Origin of the sequence: Allosphingosinicella indica (assembly GCF_900177405.1) — a bacterium.
Taxonomy (GTDB): domain Bacteria; phylum Pseudomonadota; class Alphaproteobacteria; order Sphingomonadales; family Sphingomonadaceae; genus Allosphingosinicella; species Allosphingosinicella indica.
Map to the genome: position 1 here is coordinate 1,896,120 of NZ_LT840185.1, position 18,026 is coordinate 1,914,145.

At 67.0% G+C, this 18,026-nt stretch carries 18 protein-coding genes and 1 tRNA gene; 13 read left to right on the forward strand and 6 right to left on the reverse strand.

Features of this window, described 5'->3' with window-relative positions; all coding sequences use genetic code 11:
* Position 1: 1 nt before the first annotated feature.
* A complete protein-coding gene (locus tag B9N75_RS09460; RefSeq protein ID WP_172840863.1) occupies positions 2-706 on the forward strand; it encodes a S24 family peptidase in 705 nt (234 codons plus the stop codon).
* Here the strand turns inward: B9N75_RS09460 and B9N75_RS14035 are convergent.
* The gene (locus B9N75_RS14035) at positions 703-1,470 is read right to left on the reverse strand and encodes a tellurite resistance TerB family protein (RefSeq protein WP_157123780.1); all 768 of its coding nucleotides are present in this window, start codon (positions 1,468-1,470) and stop codon (positions 703-705) included. The two genes, B9N75_RS09460 and B9N75_RS14035, sit on opposite strands and share 4 nt — an antisense overlap.
* Before the next feature lie 139 nt (positions 1,471-1,609).
* On the opposite strand from B9N75_RS14035, the gene B9N75_RS09470 reads away from it, so the two are divergent.
* The 5 genes from B9N75_RS09470 to B9N75_RS09485 are packed head-to-tail and all read left to right on the forward strand — an operon-like array spanning position 1,610 to position 3,806.
* Positions 1,610-1,966: a hypothetical protein gene (locus tag B9N75_RS09470; RefSeq protein ID WP_085218576.1), complete on the forward strand. Its 357-nt coding sequence runs from the start codon at positions 1,610-1,612 to the stop codon at positions 1,964-1,966.
* Positions 1,963-2,130 (forward strand): hypothetical protein, encoded by a 168-nt coding sequence (locus B9N75_RS14040; RefSeq protein ID WP_157123781.1) that lies wholly within the window; start codon positions 1,963-1,965, stop codon positions 2,128-2,130. The genes B9N75_RS09470 and B9N75_RS14040 overlap by 4 nt, the downstream gene beginning before the upstream one ends.
* Before the next feature lie 7 nt (positions 2,131-2,137).
* The gene (locus B9N75_RS09475) at positions 2,138-2,536 is read left to right on the forward strand and encodes a hypothetical protein (RefSeq protein ID WP_085218577.1); all 399 of its coding nucleotides are present in this window, start codon (positions 2,138-2,140) and stop codon (positions 2,534-2,536) included.
* A complete protein-coding gene (locus B9N75_RS09480) occupies positions 2,533-2,763 on the forward strand; it encodes a helix-turn-helix transcriptional regulator (RefSeq protein WP_157123782.1) in 231 nt (76 codons plus the stop codon). The genes B9N75_RS09475 and B9N75_RS09480 overlap by 4 nt, the downstream gene beginning before the upstream one ends.
* The gene (locus B9N75_RS09485; protein WP_244552312.1) at positions 2,760-3,806 is read left to right on the forward strand and encodes a site-specific integrase; all 1,047 of its coding nucleotides are present in this window, start codon (positions 2,760-2,762) and stop codon (positions 3,804-3,806) included. The genes B9N75_RS09480 and B9N75_RS09485 overlap by 4 nt, the downstream gene beginning before the upstream one ends.
* Positions 3,807-3,857: 51 nt before the next feature.
* Here B9N75_RS09485 and B9N75_RS09490 read toward each other — a convergent pair.
* Positions 3,858-3,933 (reverse strand) — tRNA-Glu (locus B9N75_RS09490).
* A 201-nt stretch (positions 3,934-4,134) separates the two neighbouring features.
* Between B9N75_RS09490 and B9N75_RS09495 the strand changes: the two genes are divergently transcribed.
* Together B9N75_RS09495 and B9N75_RS09500 are read left to right on the forward strand one after the other, a co-directional pair.
* Positions 4,135-4,896 carry a PP2C family protein-serine/threonine phosphatase gene (locus tag B9N75_RS09495; protein ID WP_244552313.1) on the forward strand — a complete coding sequence of 254 codons (762 nt, stop codon included), beginning with the start codon at positions 4,135-4,137 and terminating at the stop codon, positions 4,894-4,896.
* A complete protein-coding gene (locus tag B9N75_RS09500; RefSeq protein ID WP_085218580.1) occupies positions 4,893-6,851 on the forward strand; it encodes a serine/threonine-protein kinase in 1,959 nt (652 codons plus the stop codon). Before B9N75_RS09495 ends, B9N75_RS09500 begins: the two co-directional genes overlap by 4 nt.
* Before the next feature lie 25 nt (positions 6,852-6,876).
* Here the strand turns inward: B9N75_RS09500 and tagH are convergent, their stop codons facing one another.
* Positions 6,877-8,076, reverse strand: coding sequence for a type VI secretion system-associated FHA domain protein TagH (gene tagH, locus B9N75_RS09505; protein WP_085218581.1), 1,200 nt, complete (start codon positions 8,074-8,076; stop codon positions 6,877-6,879).
* Positions 8,077-8,286: 210 nt separating this feature from the next.
* Here tagH and B9N75_RS09510 point away from each other — a divergent pair, with 210 nt between their 5' ends.
* Entirely contained in the window at positions 8,287-8,952 is a 666-nt protein-coding gene (locus B9N75_RS09510; protein ID WP_085218582.1) for an OmpA family protein, read from the forward strand.
* A 70-nt stretch (positions 8,953-9,022) separates the two neighbouring features.
* Entirely contained in the window at positions 9,023-9,340 is a 318-nt protein-coding gene (locus B9N75_RS09515; protein ID WP_157123783.1) for a hypothetical protein, read from the forward strand.
* Here B9N75_RS09515 and B9N75_RS09520 read toward each other — a convergent pair.
* From B9N75_RS09520 to B9N75_RS14045, 3 genes are read right to left on the reverse strand one after another with little or no spacing between them, the layout of a single operon-like run.
* Positions 9,311-10,564: a 3-deoxy-7-phosphoheptulonate synthase gene (locus B9N75_RS09520; RefSeq protein WP_342039326.1), complete on the reverse strand. Its 1,254-nt coding sequence runs from the start codon at positions 10,562-10,564 to the stop codon at positions 9,311-9,313. The two genes, B9N75_RS09515 and B9N75_RS09520, sit on opposite strands and share 30 nt — an antisense overlap.
* Positions 10,546-11,652 carry a non-hydrolyzing UDP-N-acetylglucosamine 2-epimerase gene (wecB, locus tag B9N75_RS09525; protein ID WP_280173567.1) on the reverse strand — a complete coding sequence of 369 codons (1,107 nt, stop codon included), beginning with the start codon at positions 11,650-11,652 and terminating at the stop codon, positions 10,546-10,548. The genes B9N75_RS09520 and wecB overlap by 19 nt, the downstream gene beginning before the upstream one ends.
* Positions 11,642-12,589 (reverse strand): tetratricopeptide repeat protein, encoded by a 948-nt coding sequence (locus tag B9N75_RS14045; RefSeq protein WP_157123784.1) that lies wholly within the window; start codon positions 12,587-12,589, stop codon positions 11,642-11,644. Before B9N75_RS14045 ends, wecB begins: the two co-directional genes overlap by 11 nt.
* 157 nt (positions 12,590-12,746) lie before the next feature.
* Here B9N75_RS14045 and B9N75_RS09540 point away from each other — a divergent pair, with 157 nt between their 5' ends.
* The 3 genes from B9N75_RS09540 to B9N75_RS09550 all read left to right on the forward strand — a co-directional run bounded on the left by B9N75_RS09540 (position 12,747) and on the right by B9N75_RS09550 (position 18,015).
* Entirely contained in the window at positions 12,747-15,182 is a 2,436-nt protein-coding gene (locus tag B9N75_RS09540) for an NAD(P)-binding domain-containing protein (RefSeq protein WP_085218587.1), read from the forward strand.
* A gap of 87 nt (positions 15,183-15,269) precedes the next feature.
* Positions 15,270-16,148 (forward strand): hypothetical protein, encoded by an 879-nt coding sequence (locus B9N75_RS09545; RefSeq protein ID WP_085218588.1) that lies wholly within the window; start codon positions 15,270-15,272, stop codon positions 16,146-16,148.
* Between the two features lie 13 nt (positions 16,149-16,161).
* Positions 16,162-18,015 carry a cytochrome c3 family protein gene (locus tag B9N75_RS09550; RefSeq protein WP_085218589.1) on the forward strand — a complete coding sequence of 618 codons (1,854 nt, stop codon included), beginning with the start codon at positions 16,162-16,164 and terminating at the stop codon, positions 18,013-18,015.
* The last annotated feature ends 11 nt before the right edge of the window (positions 18,016-18,026 follow it).

Sequence of the window (18,026 nt, forward strand, 5' to 3'; positions counted from 1 at the left end):
GATGGCAGAGCCGCAGAACTCCGCGCTTTACGATGCGCTCATGGCCGTCAAGCCGCCAGAGTTGACGCGCAATGCCTGGGCGATGAAGGCGGGCGTCAATCGATCGGTGTTCGCCGATATCAAGTCGCGCGGCAACGCGAAGCACGACACGCTGGACAAGCTGCTCGACGCGATCGGCGTCAGCTTCGCGCAGTTCGATGCGGGCCGCGCCACGGTGCGCACCGAGGTTGCCGGCACCGGCATTCAGGATGTGCGCCGCGAGTTTCTGGGGGAGGGGCCGAGCGCGCCGCTGCCGCTGCTCGGCTCGGCGATGGGCAGCGAGTTCGGAGATATCGATGCACATATCGAGATGACCGAGCTTCACGTTGGCGAAGTACTGGACTATCTCGCGCGGCCGGCCACGCTGCGCGAGGATCAGAACGCCTATGCGCTGACCATCATCGGCGATTCGATGTTTCCGCGCTTCAAGCCCGGCGAGCGCGCCGCGGTCAGCCCGCGCCAGGCCGTCCACATCGGAGACGACGTGATCGTCCAGCTACGCGCAGCAGATGGCGAGGACGAGCGCGTGAAGATGGTGCTGGTCAAGGAACTGGTGCGACGTTCCGCCGCGTTCATCGAGCTGCGTCAGTATAATCCCGACGTTACCTTCCGCATCGAAGCGAACCGCGTGAAGCACATGCATCGCGTCAGCGGGCGATTGTTTTAGCCGCGGATGATCCGCAGGCATTCATCGACGGCATTGCCCCAATGGAGTTCGGCGTCATGGAGATGCCCATCGGCGTGCACGACGTCACCGCATGCCCGTCCGCATATGTCCGCGACCATCTTCCGTCGTTCAGGCGGAGACCGCAGGACCATCTTCAGCGCTAAGGCGAAGTCGGTGCCGTCGGGCGCAAGGCGGTGCGACGTGGCAAGCGCCAACTCTACGTCTTCGGTCTCGCCGTCGCAGCGCAGAGCATAGCTAGTAAGGGCTCGGTCGATAGACTCGTATTCCAGGGGATGCGCGTGGCCATCGCACCGTGTCATGAATACAAGTATCTTAGCCAAGGCCTCCATGCCGCGATCGGTGAAGGGCAGACCACTTCGTTTCAGACCCTCCGTGGTGGCAATCGGGTCCAAGCATTCGCCAGTTTGGCAATCGACCATCTCACGCATTCGATCGGGGCGAAACTCGCGATACGCTCCGGCCTCGTGGCAGAAGGCACCGATGACCAAGTTGCCGCCAACCTGTCGCCAGATCTTCGTTGCGGTGATCCGGCGGCAGCTCTCTTGTCCCGTGCGGTCAGTATATTGAATGAATGCCGACCAGCTCGAGGCCTTGCTTCGCGAAAGGTCCTTCAGCGCTGCTTCGTCGCTTCTCGGTCTCGTCGATCGGCGTGAGGGTGGCACCGGCGGAACAACTCTCTTGTCGGCCCATGCTTGGTCGACAATTTCCTTGAGCGACCGCCACGACTCCACGGCATTAGGCATATTTTCTCCCCCCGGACATTATGAGGAGAGCGAAGGCACGCGTCACTATCAGCTTGCTATGTAAGCGCACGCTGAAATAGGGCTTGACGTGTCAGCATCCGCTGACAGATAAGCGCCCCGGTTCAAACCGGAGGCGACCATGCTCAATTCCCCTGCGAGTTTCCCCCACGCTGGCAGCTATGCGCTGCGCGAGAAGGCCGATGGCTGGGATGCCGTCCGCATCCTCAACGCGCCCGACGCCAAGGGTGAGGTCACCGTCGCGATCGTCGGCACCGCCGGATCGTCCGGCAACACCCGCGTCGCGCTGTCCACGCTGATCGACGGCACCCCGCTCACCGATGCCGAGCGCGCCGAGATGAACGCGCTGATGGGGCGGGGCTGCAACAGCGCCGACGGCGCACGGCGCGAAGAACTGATGGATCGCGATCACCGCGCCTGCCGCCTCGCCGCCATGCTCAACGCCGCCGATCCGGCGCAGGCGGGGGAGGCGGCATGAGCGCGATCCTCCAGGCGCTCCGCGGTCAGGCGCCGTGCGCGTGCGACGCATGCCGCGCCGCCGCCGACACCCTGTCCCGCAACGCCGCGATCGGCGCCGCCCTGTTCGGCCTCGCCGCAATCGTCCTCCCGGAATGCATCGCCATAGTCGCGGCGGGAAGGTGAGGGCCGCATGCGCGTGATGCCGCATCTCGTCGACATGGCAGGCCGCGAGCGTGAGGTGCGCGAGCGCGTCGGCGCACAGCTGGTCGCGGCCGGGACGATGAGCCGGGAAGAACTGGAGGCCGATTGGCGCGCATGGCGCGCGATCGAGCGCTGGCTCGCCGGGAAATCGCTCGGCCAGGATATCGGCTTCGCCGAGCTGGAGCTTGCCACCGCGCGTGCCCTGCAGCGCAATTCCGCTAAGGCCGATGCCGATCCCGGCAATGCCGCCGTCGTAGAGCGTAGCGATGCCATATCCGCCATTCACAGCCGCGTGGCGCACGAGCGCGCCTGGCGTGACGATCTGAACCGCCAGCTCCGCGCCGAAGCCGATGCGCGCCGGCAGCAGGGGAGGGTGGTCGCCGCATGAACCGGGCCGAATTGCCCTTGCCCGTGCCGCGGCTGCTCAACGAGGAGACGGCCGCCGGCTATCTCGGCATCGGCAAGACCCATTTCCGCAAGCGGTGGCAGGCCAAGAGCCTGCCCCAGCCGCACAAGGACGGCAGTCGCCTCCTGTGGGATCGGCGGTTGCTCGATCGTTATGTTGACGAGCTCTCTGGGATCGGCCCATCCTCCAGCTCATGGGACGATGTGTGAGCGACATTCCCGGCGTCTGCCAGAAGAAGGGCATCACCTATCGGCGCTTCCGCGTGAAGCTGCCCGATGGCCGCTGGGGCGATCACTACGTCCGCTTGCCCGATCCGTCTGACCCGCGATTCGCCGAGGCTCTCGCGCGGGTCAACGCGACGCGTGAGCCGCGCCAGGCGGCGCTGCCGGGAACGATGGGTGCTTTGGTCGTCGAGGCGCGGCCGATCATCGCCGCGCGCAAGATGGCCGACAGCACTCGGCGGGACTGGCATTACTATCTCGGCCTGTTCGAAGCGGAGCATGGCAGCCGCTTGGTCGCGGATCTGCGCAAGTCGCACATCTTCCGGCTGCGCGATCGCATGGCGGAGACACCGGGCAAGGCCAACGCTTATGTTTCTAAGTTGCGCGCGCTGCTCGATATCGCGGTCGAGCGGGATTGGATCGCCGTCAATCCGGCCGACGGCATCCCGCGTCTCGCGCTCGGCGAATATGAACCCTGGCCGGCCGACGTGCTGGAGGCTGCGCTCGATGCGGCATCGCCCATGCTCCGCCTCGCCATCGTCACCGGCCTCTGTTCCGGCCAGCGCCTGAGCGACGTCATCAGGATGCAGCACGGCTGGCACGACGGTGCGATCATGGAGCTGCGCCACCGCAAGACCGCGGCCTATGCGGCGGTGCCGATGCATCCGCTGTGGCTGGCCGAAATCGCGAAGCTCCCCAAAAAGTCGGTCACCTTGCTCTATGACAGGAGCGGCAAGCCCTTCGCCGATACCGATCGCCTGCAGGCGAGCATCCGGCGGCTGATGCACGGCCTCGGCTATGTCGATGATGCCGGCCAGTTGCTCTACACCTTCCACGGCCTCGGCAAGAACGCCTGCTGCTATCTGACGGAGCTCGGTCTGTCCGACGGCCAGATCAGCGCGATCACCGGCAAGACGCCCGAAACCGTCCGCCACTACGCCAAACGCGCTCGCGTCCTGATGGTCGCGAAGAGCGCCGCCCGCCGCGTCGTCACCGGCCGCATCGGCGGCCTCGTGGGAAAAAATCCCTGATCTATGGGGAACTGCGAGCAACGCCGCAGAAAAAGCCGAGCAATTTCAAGCTGGTGACCCCTACGGGACTCGAACCCGTGTTTTCGCCGTGAGAGGGCGACGTCCTAGACCGCTAGACGAAGGGGCCGTTGCCGGCTGAGGGCGCGCATATGGGGCGCGTGGCCTGCCTGTCAAGCGAGGTGCGGCGTCCGGCGGCCGGCGCGGGTCGCTGCGCCATTGTCCATCGCGCCGGCTTCGTGCAAGGTGGCGGTGTGATCTGAAAAACGCCTCCGGGGGGACGTGGCATGGCGGATACGGCAGGGATGAGCGCTTCGGGCGGCGGTGGCGCATGATGCAATCGACATTGAGGATCGAGAGCGACGCGAAGACCCATGAGGGCCGCGTCCGCCCGATGAACGAGGACAGCTTCATCGCCCTGGAAGGCAACGGCTTCTGGGCCGTCGCCGACGGGATGGGTGGGCATGAGAAGGGCGAGTGGGCGAGCGCCTGCGTCGTTGCCGAGTTCGAGAAGATCGAATTTCCGGAATCGTTCGAGGAAGCGGCCGACCGCATCGTCGCGGCGGTGGTGACCGCCAACCGCTGCGTCTATGCCGAGGCGACCCAGCGCAAGCTGCAGATGGGATCGACCATCGTCGCACTCTACATGCGAGATCGCCATTATGCGGTCTTCTGGGTGGGGGACAGCCGCGCCTACCGGCTGCGTGGCGGCAAGCTCGAGCAATTGAGCCGCGATCATAGCCAGGTGCAGGAAATGGTCGACCGCGGGCTGATGGAGGCCAAGGATGCCGTCGGCCACCCGATGGGCCACGTGCTGACCCGCGCGGTCGGCGTCCGGCCCGAGATTGAGGTCGATCGCGCGATCGGCGAGGTCGAGCCCGGCGATACCTATCTGCTCTGCAGCGATGGCCTCCACGGCTATGTCGACGAGGCGGAGATCTTGCGGCTATTGGGGCGCGGCTCGCCCGGCGAGGCGTCCGAGCAGCTGGTGGTGCGCACGCTGGAGCGCGGCGCCCCAGATAATGTGACTGTCGTGACCGTATCGGTTTCCGAGCCGACCCTCCTATCGCTACCTCCCGGAGGCGACGCATGAGTGACAAGAACGATAAGAAGCCCGACGCGGAGGAAGCCAAGACGGTCTTCATGCCGTCCGAGAATCTGCCGCCCGCGCCGCCGCCCAAGCCGAAGAAGGCCAAGGCCGAAAAGCCCAAGGCGGATGCGCCTGCGGCGGGCGAGACGCCCGCCGTCGCCGCCGAGCCGACGCCCGAGCAGAAGGAAGTCGGCACCGCCTTCGAGGCGCGTACCGACACGCGCGGCATCAAGGTGGGCGACGTCCTCAACCACATCTTCGAAGTGAAGCGCTTTCTCGCCCGCGGCGGGATGGGCGAGGTGTTCGAGGGCTGCAACGTCAATTCGGACGAGAAGGTCGCGATCAAGGTGATGCTGCCGCAGCTCGCTGCGGACGAGAAGGTGGTGGGACTCTTCCGGCGCGAAGCGCGCACGCTGACCCGCCTGCACCACGAGGCGCTGGTCCAGTATCGCGTGCTGGCGCAGGAGCCGAACCTCGGCGTCCTCTATATCGTCACCGAGTTCATCGAGGGCGTGAACCTCGCCGACGCGCTCGGCAAGATCACGCCGACGCCGGAGGAGCAGGCGCAACTGCTGCGCCGCCTTGCCTCGGGCCTGCGCGCCGCGCATTCGCTGGGCGCCGTCCACCGCGATCTCTCGCCCGACAACGTGCTGCTGCCCGACGGCAAGCTGTCGCGCGCCAAGATCATCGATTTCGGCATCGCCAAGGACATGGAGGCGGGATCGGCGACGATCGTCGGCGACGGCTTCGCCGGCAAGCTCAACTATGTCGCGCCCGAGCAACTCGGCGATTACGGGCGCGAGATCGGCCCGTGGACCGACATCTACAGCCTCGGCCTCGTCATGCTCGCCGTCGCCAACGGCAAGAATGTCGATATGAGCGGATCGCTCGTCGATGCGATCGACAAGCGCCGCAAGGGCCCGGACATGGCGAAGGTCGCGCCGCTGATGCTGCCGGTGCTGGAAGCGATGCTGAAGCCCGATCCGGCGCAGCGCCTGCGCTCGATGGACGAAGTGCTTGCCGCGCTCGACCAGACCGGCGTCAAGCCGCAGCCGGGCGAGGAAACGGGCGCGATCGGCGGCCTTTCAGCGACGCCCTCGGGCGGCGTCCCCAAGCCGCTGCTGATCGGCGGCGGCATCGCGGCCGCAGCGGCGATTGCGGCCGCGGCCTGGTTCACGCTCGGCCGCGGCGACACGCCGGCCGGCCCCGGCATCCAGCCCGCCTCGCGCGCGCCGGCCGATGTCGCCCGCGCCGCGATCGATGCGACCATCCCCTCGGTGAGCTGCACCTGGCTCGAAGTCGGCGCCGTCGAGGAGAAAGCGGGCGCGGTGCGCGTCGCGATGCGCGGGGTCGCCGGCAACGGCGCCGCGGCGCAGACCGAGCTCGGCCAGGCGCTGACCGCCGCGGGCGTCGCCAACGCGACGATCGATATGGGCGATGTCGCGCCGATCACGGCAGCGGGCTGCGCTGCGCTCGATACCTTCCGCCAGGTTCGCGCGACCGAGAATGACAGCCTGTCGATCGCCGCGCCGCGGTTCGAGATGACGCGCCAGGCAGCAGGTCCGTTCGCCGGCAAGGAAGCGGTAACGGCGCCGATCGAGATCACCCCGGCAACGGACGCAGATTTCGCGATTGCCGGGATCGAGCCTTCGGGCGCAATTACCGTCCTCATCCCCGATCGCGCCGCGTTCAACCGCGAACTGGCCAATTCGCAGAATGGCCGCCCGATCCAGGACGAAGGGCAGGGCAAGTACAAGCTCAACATCGATCTCGACCACACCGGCTGGTCGGGGATCATGCTGGTGACCGGCAAGGGGCCGTTCGACACAAATCTCGTCCAGCCGCCGATCGGCGCGCGCGGGCCGAGCTGGCAATCGAGCTTCCTGGCCGCCGCCGCGCAACGCGGCTGGAAGGCGGAGATGGTCTGGTTCGAGACGGTGAACGACAAGCCGGACTGATCGCCGACCGCGGCGGGGCCGCGCCTTAGGGTCGGCCCTTGACTATCTGCTTGGCATAGGCCTTGCGGAATTCCTTGGCGAACACCTCCATGAACGCCTCGTCCGACTGGCTGGCGACGGTGTTGAATTCCTTCTCGTAATTGTTCCACAGCGCCGCATCGCGCGCGGCGGGCAGGATGCGGGCGAGCAGGCCGATATTGTCGGCGCGGCGCTTGATCGATCCGGGCGAGAAGCGCTCCAGCGTCTGGCGAAGCGCTCCCGGGATCGCGGCCATCGTCGCCACCTGGTGCGACTGGATATCGACGAACGCATCCTCGATGGCCTTCTCGGCGTCGAGGAAGCCCTGCTGAGTAGGATTGACGAGCTGCGCGAGCGCCGCCTCGGGCGTGCGCGCGAACTTGATCGGGTTGTTGCCGTCGAGCTGAAGCTGCGTCGCCTCGGCGCCCATCTGCGATTTCGCGCGGGCACGCGATTCCACCATGATCACGAGGCCCGCGACGAGCCGCCGGAGCAGCGAGCCGCCCTTGACGATCGCTTCTGACGCCTCGGCCGTGATCTTGCTGCGTTCGATGCCGGCTGCCGTGAGATAGGCATTGGCTAGTTCGTCCGCCGTCGCCGCGACCATCGCCTGCGTCGCCGCGGCGCGATCGTCGGCGCCGAAGCCGCCGCGGTCCCAATCGATGCTGTTGGCGCCGGCGACCTTCTCCCACAGCGCTTCCTGCTCGGGCGCGAGGGCGACTTCTTCCTCGCCGGCTGCGCCACCGGCATCCGGGCCCGGCGCGAACACGGTGTGCTGCGGGTCGGCGGCAGGTGCGGGTGCCGGCGCGGCATCCGCGGCCGGAGCGAACACGGTGCGCTCGGGCTCCGCGGGTGCGGCCGGAACCGGCTCGGGCGGCGGGGGAGGGGCCACTACGTCCGCAGCGACCTTCGCGGTCACCGCATAGGGGCCGATCTTGAAGCTATCGCCGTCGGCGATGCGGCGCTCCTCGGTCATCCGCTCGGCGGCGCCGTTGAGGAAGGTGCCGTTGGTGCTGATGTCCTTGAATATGTAGCCGTCGCCGTCGCGCCGCAGCTCGGCATGGCGCGAGGAAATGTAGTTCTTGGCGTCGGGGAGGGTCCAATCGCAGTTGGCGGAGCGACCGATGATCGCGCTCTCGCCCTCAAGCGTGAAATCGGCCGGTGCCCCCTCCGGCTTGGGGTCTGCAACGCTCAAGGTCAAAGCCATCGGTCTCGTGACACTCCTTCCCACCCGCGTCGCCGGACGCACCTCTTAGCAACGGCCTCTCGGGCCGACAACCGGGCGGCTTGCTCGCAGGATTTGCGGGCTTCGTCGCAGGATAGCCACCGCTCACCTTGTCGTTTCCCCGCCCGGAAGCTATGATCTGCGGGCATTATTGGCGGCTATTGCCGTCTTTGAAGGTGGGGAATTTTCAAAATGCGCAAGATTGCAATCACTATGATGGTTGGCGCCGCATTTACGCTTCCGACGGCGCTCGGCGCGCAGCAGGCGAGTCGCACGACGGACGATTATGTTTGCGCCTTCGCAGGCCAGTGCAACGACCAGGCGGACGAGGAAGAAGCGGCTCCGGCGAATGCGCGCGGCACGCCGCGCACGTCCTCGACCCGCGGCTTCGCGCTTTCGCGTCCGGGCGAGGCCAAGCCGGCGGCGACCAATGCGCCGCGCAAGGCCGGCACCGCGCTCAAGTCCAAGGGCACGTCGGTGGCCGCGGTGAAGCGCAACCCTAAGCCAGTTGCCGCGCAGGGCCAGCGCGCCGATCTCCGCCTCAGCTTCGAGCTGGCGTCGGCGACGCTGACGCCGGTGGCGCGCGCCGAAGCGAAGGTGTTCGCGGAATCGCTGATGCGGCCCGAGCTCAAGAACATGCGCTTCGCGATCGAGGGTCATACCGACGCGCAGGGCGGCCGCGAATATAACCTCGATCTCTCGCGCCGCCGCGCGGAGGCGGTCGCCGATTATCTCGGTTCGATCGGCGTCGATCGCGCGCGGCTCGAAATCCGCGGCTTTGGCTTCGACAAACCGCTCGGCGGTCACCGACCCGCGGATGCGGCCAATCGCCGTGTCGAGGCCGTCCGCCTCTCGTAACGGCGGCGCTTAAGCCGGTTTTTACCCGGTTGTCGTAATGGCCGGGCTGTCCTTGGCGGAGAGCCCGGCCATGTATGCGTTTGCGGGATCGGCGCGGATCGTGCCCGTACTGGCGGATCGCCGTGCGCGGCGGGTCGCGCTCAGCACGCCGGTCGGCTTCCTCGATCGTTTCCTGCGCGGCGGCAGCATCCGCCTGCTCAACCTTTCATCCGGCGGTTTCTGCGGCGAAGGCGCGGGCGATCTGGCGCGCGACGATATCGTCTGGATCGAGCTGCCCGGCCTCGGCCTCGTGCGCAGCCAGGTCCGCTGGCGGATCGAGAATAATTTCGGCGCCGCCTTTCTGGCGGACGACCTGCGGCTACGCTTCCTGAACGGTCTGTCGCGCTAGCCCGCCGACGAGCGCCGCCAGCTCGAGCGCCTGTCCGGCATTGAGCCGCGGGTCGCAATGCGTGTGATAGCGATCGCCCAGATTCTCTTCCATCACCGGCACCAGCCCGCCGGTGCATTCGGTGACGTCCTGGCCGGTCATTTCGAGATGCATCCCGCCGGGGATCGCGCCCTCGGCGGTGCAGATTTCGAAGAAGCGGCGCGTCTCCGCCATGATCCGCTCCAGCGCGCGTGTCTTGTAGCCGCTCGCCGATTTGATCGTGTTGCCGTGCATGGGGTCGCACGACCAGAGCACCGGCCGTCCCAGTGCGCGCACCGCACGGATCAGCGGCGGCAGCCGATGGTCGATCAGGTCTGCCCCCATGCGGATGATGAGCGTGACACGGCCCGGTTCGCGTTCCGGATCGAGCGCCTCGAGCATCGCGATCAACGCCTCAGGTTCCAGCGACGGACCGCATTTGATGCCGACCGGATTGGCGAGCCCGCGCGCAAATTCGACATGCGCGGAGCCAGGAAAGCGCGTGCGATCCCCGATCCACAGGAAGTGCGCGGCCGAGGAGAAGGCGCGGCCATTCTCGATTCGAACGAGCGCGGCCTCGTAATCAAGGAGCAGCGCCTCATGGCTGGTATATATCGGTTTCCCACTCGCGCGCGACAGGCTGCGCAAATGGCTGAGCGTCGCGGTCGCCTGGCCATAGGCGCGGAACATACGCTCGGGATCGGGGGTGCGCGCCGCGCGATCGAACGCGATGCCGTTTACGATATCGCCGCGATAGGCGGGGAGGCGCGCATCGCCGCGCACTTCCGGATCGGTCGATCGCGGCTTGGCGAACTGACCCGCCAGCCGCGCGAGCCGGATCACCGGCACGCCCGTCGCCCGCGCGAGTAGCGACGCCATCGCATCCATCAGCGTATGGCCGGCGCGGATCGTCTCGGGCGAGAATTCGGCAAAGCTCTCCGCGCAATCGCCGCCTTGCAACAGGAACGCCCGCCTCATCTGCGCCTCGCCGAGCGCCTGGTGCAGCGCATCCATTTCGGAGAGGCTCACCAGGCCGGGGTAGGCAGCCAGCTCCCGCGTCGCCGCAGCCAGTGCGTCCGGGTCGGGATAGGCCGGCTGCTGCCGCACGTCGCGGTCTCGCCAGCTTAAGGGTGTCCATCCATGCGCCACCCGCCGCCCATCGCGGATCGGGGATCGGCGTGCAAGCGTCAGGCTCGTTCCAGCCATCGGGCGATCGCCTCGGCGATCCGCGGTCCCGCCGCACCGTCGCCGAACGGAAAGGCGGGCGTGGCCATGGTTTCGTAAAGGTGCGGCTGGTCCACCAGGGCGCGGACCTCGCGATAGATGCGCGCCGGGTCGGCACCGACGAGCTTGAGGCAGGGACACGGCTCCGTCCGTTCGGTTGCGTCGCGCAGCACCAGCACCGGCGTGCCGAACGCGGGCGCCTCCTCCTGCAGTCCGCCGCTGTCGGTCAGCACCAGCCAGCATTGCCGGAGCAACCGGACGGTCGCTTCATAATCGAGTGGCGGGACAAGTTCGATATGCTTCGATCCCCCCAACAGGTCGCGGATCGGCCCCGCAACATGCGGGTTGGCGTGGAGCGGCAGCAGCACGCGCACCGGCAGTTCGTCGACCAGACGGCGGAGCGCCGCCGCGATGCCCGTCAGCCGATCGCCGCGATTTTCGCGCCGATGGCAGGTAACGAGGATCAGGCGCCGCGCGCCGCTGTCACGCTCCACCGTGCCCATCGCATCCGTGGTGGCGAGCAGTGCATCGATGCCGCTGTTGCCGGTTACGATCGCTTGGCCGCGGACGCGCTCCGACCGGAGGTTGCGCAGCGCCGTCTCGCTCGGCGCGAACAGCAGCGTCGCGATCCGGTCGATCACTATACGATGGATCTCTTCGGGCCACGGATCGGTGGGGTGGTGCGAGCGTAGCCCCGCTTCGACGTGACCGATGGGAAGCCGGCTGTCGTGCGCGGCGAGCGCTCCTGCCAGGGCGCTGGACGTATCGCCCTGCACGAGCACGATTGCGGGTGATGCAGCCAGCATCGCCGGGCGAAGGCGATCGCGAAGGTGCTCCCGTATCTCGCCCGCGGAAAGATGGGCGGGATCGAATCCGATTTCGGCAGTGTCGGCCTGCAGCGCGGGTGGGATGTGCGGACGCAGTCCGCCATGTTGGCCGGTCAGGACGATATGCTGTGCAAAGCCCCGCGCCGCAAGCGCGCGGAGGACCGGCGCCATCTTGATGGCTTCAGGTCTGGTTCCGATGATCGATAGGACGGGGGAGGTCGTCGTGCGGCGGCTAACCGCCACCGCCCGGCACGCTCAGCTCCTGCGCAGCCTGGCGGAGCCGGCCTTGCGTCGCGCTGTCGCCCTGGAAGGCGGCGAGGCCGGAGGCGAGGGCGGCGCGCGCCGCCGTCGGATCGTTGAGCACCATGCGCGATCGCATCAGGCGGATCCAGCCGTCGGCGTCCTTGGGGTTGGCCTTCAGCCGCGCCTCGAGCCGCGAGACCATGCCCTTCACCATCTCGTCCTGCTCGCCCGGCGGGATCGAGGAGGCGGAGGCGAGTTGCTCGGCGGTCGGGCCGGGGATCGCCGCGGTGGCGACCGATCCCGCCGACGGCGCGGGCATCCGTCCGGCAACGTCGATGCCTTCCTTCTCGGCGACCTGATTGATCGTCCGGCGCACGTCCGCCTCATAGACCGCGCCCGCCGGCGCATCGCGCAGCATCGCGATCCAATCGTCGATCGCGCCCTTGTGGTCGCCGTTCAGATCCTTCTGCACCGCGGTGAAGTAGCGCGCGCGGGGATCCTTGGGATCGATCTTCAGCGCCCGCCCGAAGGCGGAGGCCGCTTCGGGCTCCACCTTGGTGCTGTTGCGCTGGATCGCCTCGCCGAGCGACGACCAGTTCTCCGCATTGTTGGGCTCGACCTCGGCGGCGCGACGGTAGGCGCCGGCCGCGGCGCCGAGATCGCCGGTCTCGAAATAGGACCAGCCGAGCATCCGCCAGTCGGCCGCATTGTCGGGATCGCGCTTCAGCCTCTCGGCGACCTTGGCGATCGAATCCTCCAGCGTGCCGACCGGCTGATCCGACTTCACCGCGCCGTGCGGACTCGCGACCGTATTGTCGGCATCGTCCGATCGCAGCAGCGCGACTCCGGCGGACGCGGCCAGGACCACGCCTGCGGCGATCAGCGCCATGGTGGATGCGGACGGCAGGCGCCGCGCGGAAGTATTGCCCTCGCTCATGACTGCGATCTTTCCTGCAAAATAATGAACGTCAAGTCTGGCGCAGCGCGGACAACGTGATAGAGTGAGGATGGCGACAGGCCCTGCTAGCCTGGCTTGTTGCCCATTATCGCGTCGGCCGTAAGTCGGTTTCGCGTTGAATGGGGGTGGGAAAAAGGTGGCGGAATCGTTCCGGATCGCGATCGTGGGATCGGGGCCCGCGGGGCTCAGCGCCGCTGGGCGTGCCGCGCAGCTCGGCATCAGCCACGTGCTGCTCGAAAAGACCGACCATCTGTCGGACACGATCTACAAATATCAGAAGGGCAAGCACGTCATGGCGACGCCGAGCCAGCTCGTGCTGCGCTCGGACCTCGATTTCGAGGCGGGCAAGCGCGAGGGGATTCTCGGCGTCTGGGATCGGCAGGCGGAAGAGCGCAAGATCAACGTCCGCAAGAATTCCGACGTCAAGGCGATCAGCGGCGCCAAGGGCGATTTTACCCTGACGATGACGAGCGGCGATACCGTCAAGGCCGAATATGTCGTGCTTGCGATCGGGACGCAGGGCAACCCGAACAAGATGCGCTGCGAGGGCGGCGATCTGCCGCACATCCAATATCAGCTCGACGATCCGGGTGAATATATCGACGAGCATATCACGATCGTCGGGTCGGGCGATGCGGGCATCGAGAATGCGCTCGGCCTCGCCGCCGATCTCGAGCAGAACAACACCGTCAGCATCCTCAACCGCAGCGCCGATTTCGCGCGCGCGAAAGGTGCCAACGTCAAGCTGCTGATGGAGGCGCGCGATAACGGCCGCGTCAGCGTCTATACCGAGACTTCGCCCGCGAAGGTGGAGAAGGGCTGGCTGACGCTGGAGACGCGCGATGGCGAGCAGCGTATCCGCTGCGACCGGATCATCGCCCGCCTCGGCTCCGCGCCGCCGCGCCAGTTCGTCGAGGCCTGCGGCGTCCAGTTCAGCAGTCCGGAGCGCGAATCCTATCCGCAGCTTTCGCCGCAGTTCGAGACGACGGTGCCCGGCATCTACGTCATCGGCGCGCTGGCGGGCTATCCGCTCATCAAGCATTGCATGAACCAGGGCTATGACGTCGTCGAGTTCATCAACGGCAATGCCGATCTCAAGCCCGCCGACGAGCCGATCCTGGAGCAGAAGTTCAAGGCGCTTCCCGGCACCCGCAGCGTCGAGGAGTGGCTCGCCTTCTTCCGCCGCCGCGTGACGATCCTCAACGATCTGTCGATGTTGCAGATGCGCGAGTTCATGCTCGATTCGGAGCCTGCCATGTATCGCGCGGGCGACGTGCTGGTGGAGCGCAACGAGCCCGGCTCCTCGCTCTTCGCGATCGCCGACGGATCGGTGATGGTCGAGATCGATCCCACCAACCCTGACGTCACCGTGCCGATCGAGCAGGGCTCGATCTTCGGCGAGGTCGGCCTGATTTCGGGCCGCCGCCGCGGCGCGACGGTGCGCACCGCCACCGGCGCGATCGTGATCGAGATTCCGCGCATGTCGGCGCTGAAGCTGATGGCGACGGTGCCGGCGGCGAAGCGCGCGATCACCCGCATCTCGACCGAGCGCCAGCTTCTCCAGATGTTCGGATCGGCGCTGTCGCCGGAGGATCTGCACGAGGTGCTCGAAACCTCCGAGATCAAGAGCGTGCGTGCCGGCGAGTCGATCATCAACGAGGGCGAGGAAGGCTATGACATCTTCGTCATCCGCTCGGGCTCGATGGTCGTCGAGAAGGCGATCGGCGGCAAGTCGGTATTCCTCTCCTATCTGCCCGCCGGCTCCTACGTCGGCGAGATGGCGCTAATCGACGGCGGCCGCCGCACCGCGACCGTCCGCGCGGCGATCAAGTCGGAGGTCATCCGCCTCGACGGCACGGCGATGCGCAAGTTGCTGGAAAGCAAGCCGGAGCTGATGAACCGCTTCAAGAGCGAGATGTCGTCGCGCCAGTCGCTCACCAGCTTCGTCGAGGCGAAGAAGGATGGGTTCGGCGGCGTCGTCGACATGTATTCCTCCGTCGCGACCTTCCTGCTCGAAAACGGCATCGGCGAAGCGACCGACGTGCTGCTGATCGACGAGAAGCTCTGCGTCGGCTGCGACAATTGCGAGAAAGCGTGTGCTGACAGCCACGAGGGCCTGTCGCGGCTCAATCGCGAGGCAGGTAAGACCTTCGCGCATCTCCATGTGCCGACCTCGTGCCGGCATTGCGAGCACCCACATTGCATGTCCGATTGCCCGCCGAACGCGATCCATCGCGGCCCGGACGGCGAAGTCTTCATTGACGAGACCTGCATCGGCTGCGGCAACTGCCAGCGCAACTGCCCCTACGGGGTGATCCGGATGGACAAGGTGCCGCCGAAGAAGCCGGGGCTGCTGCAATGGCTGTTCTTCGGCGCGGGGCCGGGGCCGGGCGAACCGTCCAAGGCCTGGTCGTACAAACGCAGCGATCCGGAAAAGCCGAAGAAGGCGATCAAGTGCGACATGTGCGCCGGCATCGACGGCGGCCCGGCCTGCGTGCGTGCCTGCCCGACGGGCGCGGCGATCCGCGTCGCGCCGGAGGAATTCTTGACGGTGGCCCGCCTTGGCGAATGAAGCCGGCGGGATCGCACCGATGCGTAAGGGGAGCCCGGCCGGTATCCGGGGCATGGGAACGGCTTGGGGTGCGGGGGCGCTGACCTGATGGCGAGCAGGGGGTTAGGACAGATCGGCGCGGGGTCGGCCGCAGTGAGCCATGAGAGCTTCCTGCGCCACAAGAGCTACCGCTGGCTGAAGATCGCGACCTTGCTGTGCTTGGTGTCGCTCGTCGCCTATATATTCGCGGACGTGCAGCCGCGGCCGAATGGCGGAAGCTGGCTCGGCTATACGCTCGGCACCATCGGCGCGCTGCTGATCCTCTGGCTGACCTTGCTCGGCGTCCGCAAGCGCGCGATGACGCCGGGGCGCTGGTCACTCAAGGCGTGGACCTCGGCGCACGTCTATCTCGGCCTTTCGCTCATCATCGTCGCGACGCTGCACACCGGCTTCCAGTTCGGCTGGAACGTCCACACGCTCGCTTATGCGCTGATGATGCTGGTCATCATCTCGGGCATCTACGGAATCAGCGTCTATGCGCTGCTGCCCGGCGAGCTTTCCGACAATCGCGTCGAGATGACCAAGCCGCAGATGATCGAGGCGGTGCGCAAGGTCGATCAGCAGCTCCAGATTTCCGCGCAGCCGCTGGCGATCGAGGATTCGGAGCTGGTGCTCGCCTCGGTCGATACCGATCCGTTCAAGGCGGGGCTCTTCCGGCGCCTTTCCGGCCATTATCCCAATTGCGGCAACCGCCGCGCGCTGCGCGAGATGCGCCGCCGCCTCACCACCGCGACCGGCGAGGAAGCCGACAATCTGGAAACGATCGTCGGCCTGCTGGAGCGCAAGGAACTCGCGCTGTCGCGCATCCGCCGGCATTTGCGCATCCGCGCGATGCTGGAGGTGTGGCTCTACGTCCATGTGCCCGTCACCTTCGCGCTGATCGCGGCGTTGCTGGCGCACATCATCTCCGTCTTCTTCTACTGGTAAGGGGAGCGAAACGATGGCTTTCCTGACCCGCCAAATCTCGCACAGCGCCGAAGGGCGCGAGATCGTTCGCAGCGCGCGGATCGACGATGATCTGATCCGCATCGGCCGCGATCCCTCGTGCGACATCAAGCTCACTGATCTCGCGGTCGCGCTGCAGCACGCCGTCATCGAGCGTATCTCGGGCGGCCAGCTCGGCGTTTCCGCCAGCACCGGCCTTCGCGTCGAGCTCAACGGATCGAGCGTGCCGTTCGGCCGCATCGATCTTGCGCAGGGCGGTGAGATCCGCATCGCCAGCCACCTCATCCGCGTCATGCCAACGCCCGCCGGCGCCGACGATGTCGAGCTGGTGCTGGAGCGCGTCGCGGAGGGCGAGGGCAAGCTGGACGCCGCCGACGATGCGCGCTTCTCGCTCGTCTCGGTCATGCCCACCAAGCGCATCGCCGCCTGGGCGGTGGTGGTGGCGGTGCTGCTCGCCTTCCTGGCGTGGCCGATCAAGAGCGCGTTCGACCAGCGTCAGGCGCAGGCCGCGCAGGCGGCGAGCCCGCCGGCGGCGATCCCCGCCGCGGCGCAGAAATTCCACGCCGATTCGATGTGGAGCAGCGGCAAGCTCTCGCAGGCGCACGCCTCGCTCGAGAACAATTGCGTCGCGTGCCACGCCACGCCGTTCGTCGCCGTGCGCGACGAATCCTGCCGCGATTGCCACGTCTCGATCCACGATCACGCCGATCCGTTCCGCATGGCGCGCGCGCAGCCAGACCTTTCGACCTGGGGCCGTGTCCAGCTTGCGGTGAAGGAGACGTTCAACCTGCCGCCGGGCCGCTGCGTCGATTGCCACAAGGAGCATGAGGGCAATCAGGTGATGCCGGTGACCGAGCAGCGTTTCTGCAGCGATTGCCACGGGGGGCTCGACAAGAAGCTGCCCGACACCAAGCTCGGCAATGCCGATGATTTCGGAAAGACCCATCCCGAGTTCCAGCCCGCGGTCATCACCCGCTGGAACGGCGATCAGCCAGTGCTGCAGCGCATGTCGCTGGCCGCCAAGCCGAAAGAAATGAGCAACCTCAAATTCCCGCACGATCTCCACCTCTCCAAGACCAACGGGGTGGCGCAGATGGCGCGGCGGCTGGGCTCGCGCTTCGGCTTCGGCCAGGCGATGGAGTGCAAGGATTGCCACGTCGCGACGCCGGACGGGGTGCGCTTCCAGCCGGTCGACATGGAGACCGATTGCCAGATGTGCCACAGCCTAGCCTTCGATCGGCAGGGCAGCACGCTGCGGACGCTGCGTCATGGCGATCCGGCGCAGGTGGTTGCGGACATGCGCGACTTCTACCGCGCCCGCGTCCCCAATCCGCCGGCGACGCTGGGCGGCATGTCGCGCCGCCTGCCGGGCGAGAATATCGATGTCCGCAACCAGCGGCAGTTCCAGATCGCCAATGCGGCGCCGGGCCGGGCCGAGCGCGCCATCCGCGCGGTCTTCTCGCCGGGCGGGGCCTGCTACGATTGCCACGTCGTCCAGCCGCCGCCGCCGGGCTCCCTCAATTACGAAATCCGTCCGGTCGCCTTCCCGATCCGCTTCATGAACCATGGCTGGTTCGACCATAAGGCGCATGCCAACGAAACCTGCACGAGCTGCCACAAGGCGGAAAGCTCGGCGAGCGCGACCGATCTGATGCTGCCCGATCTGGCGAGCTGCCGGACGTGCCACGGCGGCGAAAACTCGAAGGCGGACGTGCCGTCCTCCTGCGCGATGTGTCACGATTATCATATGGACACCGGCGTGCCCTCGATGCTGATCCGCCAGCAGGTGCGCGGCAAGCGCCAGGACACGACGGCTAAGGTGGAGCCGGCCAAGGCGGCATCGCGATAGGATCATGAAAA

Bases quoted from the DNA above. Each gene is read 5' to 3' on its own strand.
- B9N75_RS09520 (WP_342039326.1), bottom strand. From the start codon at position 10,564: ATGGCTGGAACGAGCCTGACGCTTGCACGCCGATCCCCGATCCGCGAT.
- B9N75_RS09545 (WP_085218588.1), top strand. From the start codon at position 15,270: ATGGCGAGCAGGGGGTTAGGACAGATCGGCGCGGGGTCGGCCGCAGTG.
- B9N75_RS09500 (WP_085218580.1), top strand. From the start codon at position 4,893: ATGAGTGACAAGAACGATAAGAAGCCCGACGCGGAGGAAGCCAAGACG.
- B9N75_RS09495 (WP_244552313.1), top strand. From the start codon at position 4,135: ATGATGCAATCGACATTGAGGATCGAGAGCGACGCGAAGACCCATGAG.
- B9N75_RS09460 (WP_172840863.1), top strand. From the start codon at position 2: ATGGCAGAGCCGCAGAACTCCGCGCTTTACGATGCGCTCATGGCCGTC.
- B9N75_RS09510 (WP_085218582.1), top strand. From the start codon at position 8,287: ATGCGCAAGATTGCAATCACTATGATGGTTGGCGCCGCATTTACGCTT.
- B9N75_RS14045 (WP_157123784.1), bottom strand. From the start codon at position 12,589: ATGAGCGAGGGCAATACTTCCGCGCGGCGCCTGCCGTCCGCATCCACC.
- B9N75_RS09515 (WP_157123783.1), top strand. From the start codon at position 9,023: ATGTATGCGTTTGCGGGATCGGCGCGGATCGTGCCCGTACTGGCGGAT.
- B9N75_RS14035 (WP_157123780.1), bottom strand. From the start codon at position 1,470: ATGCCTAATGCCGTGGAGTCGTGGCGGTCGCTCAAGGAAATTGTCGAC.
- B9N75_RS09470 (WP_085218576.1), top strand. From the start codon at position 1,610: ATGCTCAATTCCCCTGCGAGTTTCCCCCACGCTGGCAGCTATGCGCTG.
- tagH (WP_085218581.1), bottom strand. From the start codon at position 8,076: ATGGCTTTGACCTTGAGCGTTGCAGACCCCAAGCCGGAGGGGGCACCG.
- B9N75_RS09475 (WP_085218577.1), top strand. From the start codon at position 2,138: ATGCGCGTGATGCCGCATCTCGTCGACATGGCAGGCCGCGAGCGTGAG.
- B9N75_RS09480 (WP_157123782.1), top strand. From the start codon at position 2,533: ATGAACCGGGCCGAATTGCCCTTGCCCGTGCCGCGGCTGCTCAACGAG.
- B9N75_RS14040 (WP_157123781.1), top strand. From the start codon at position 1,963: ATGAGCGCGATCCTCCAGGCGCTCCGCGGTCAGGCGCCGTGCGCGTGC.
- B9N75_RS09550 (WP_085218589.1), top strand. From the start codon at position 16,162: ATGGCTTTCCTGACCCGCCAAATCTCGCACAGCGCCGAAGGGCGCGAG.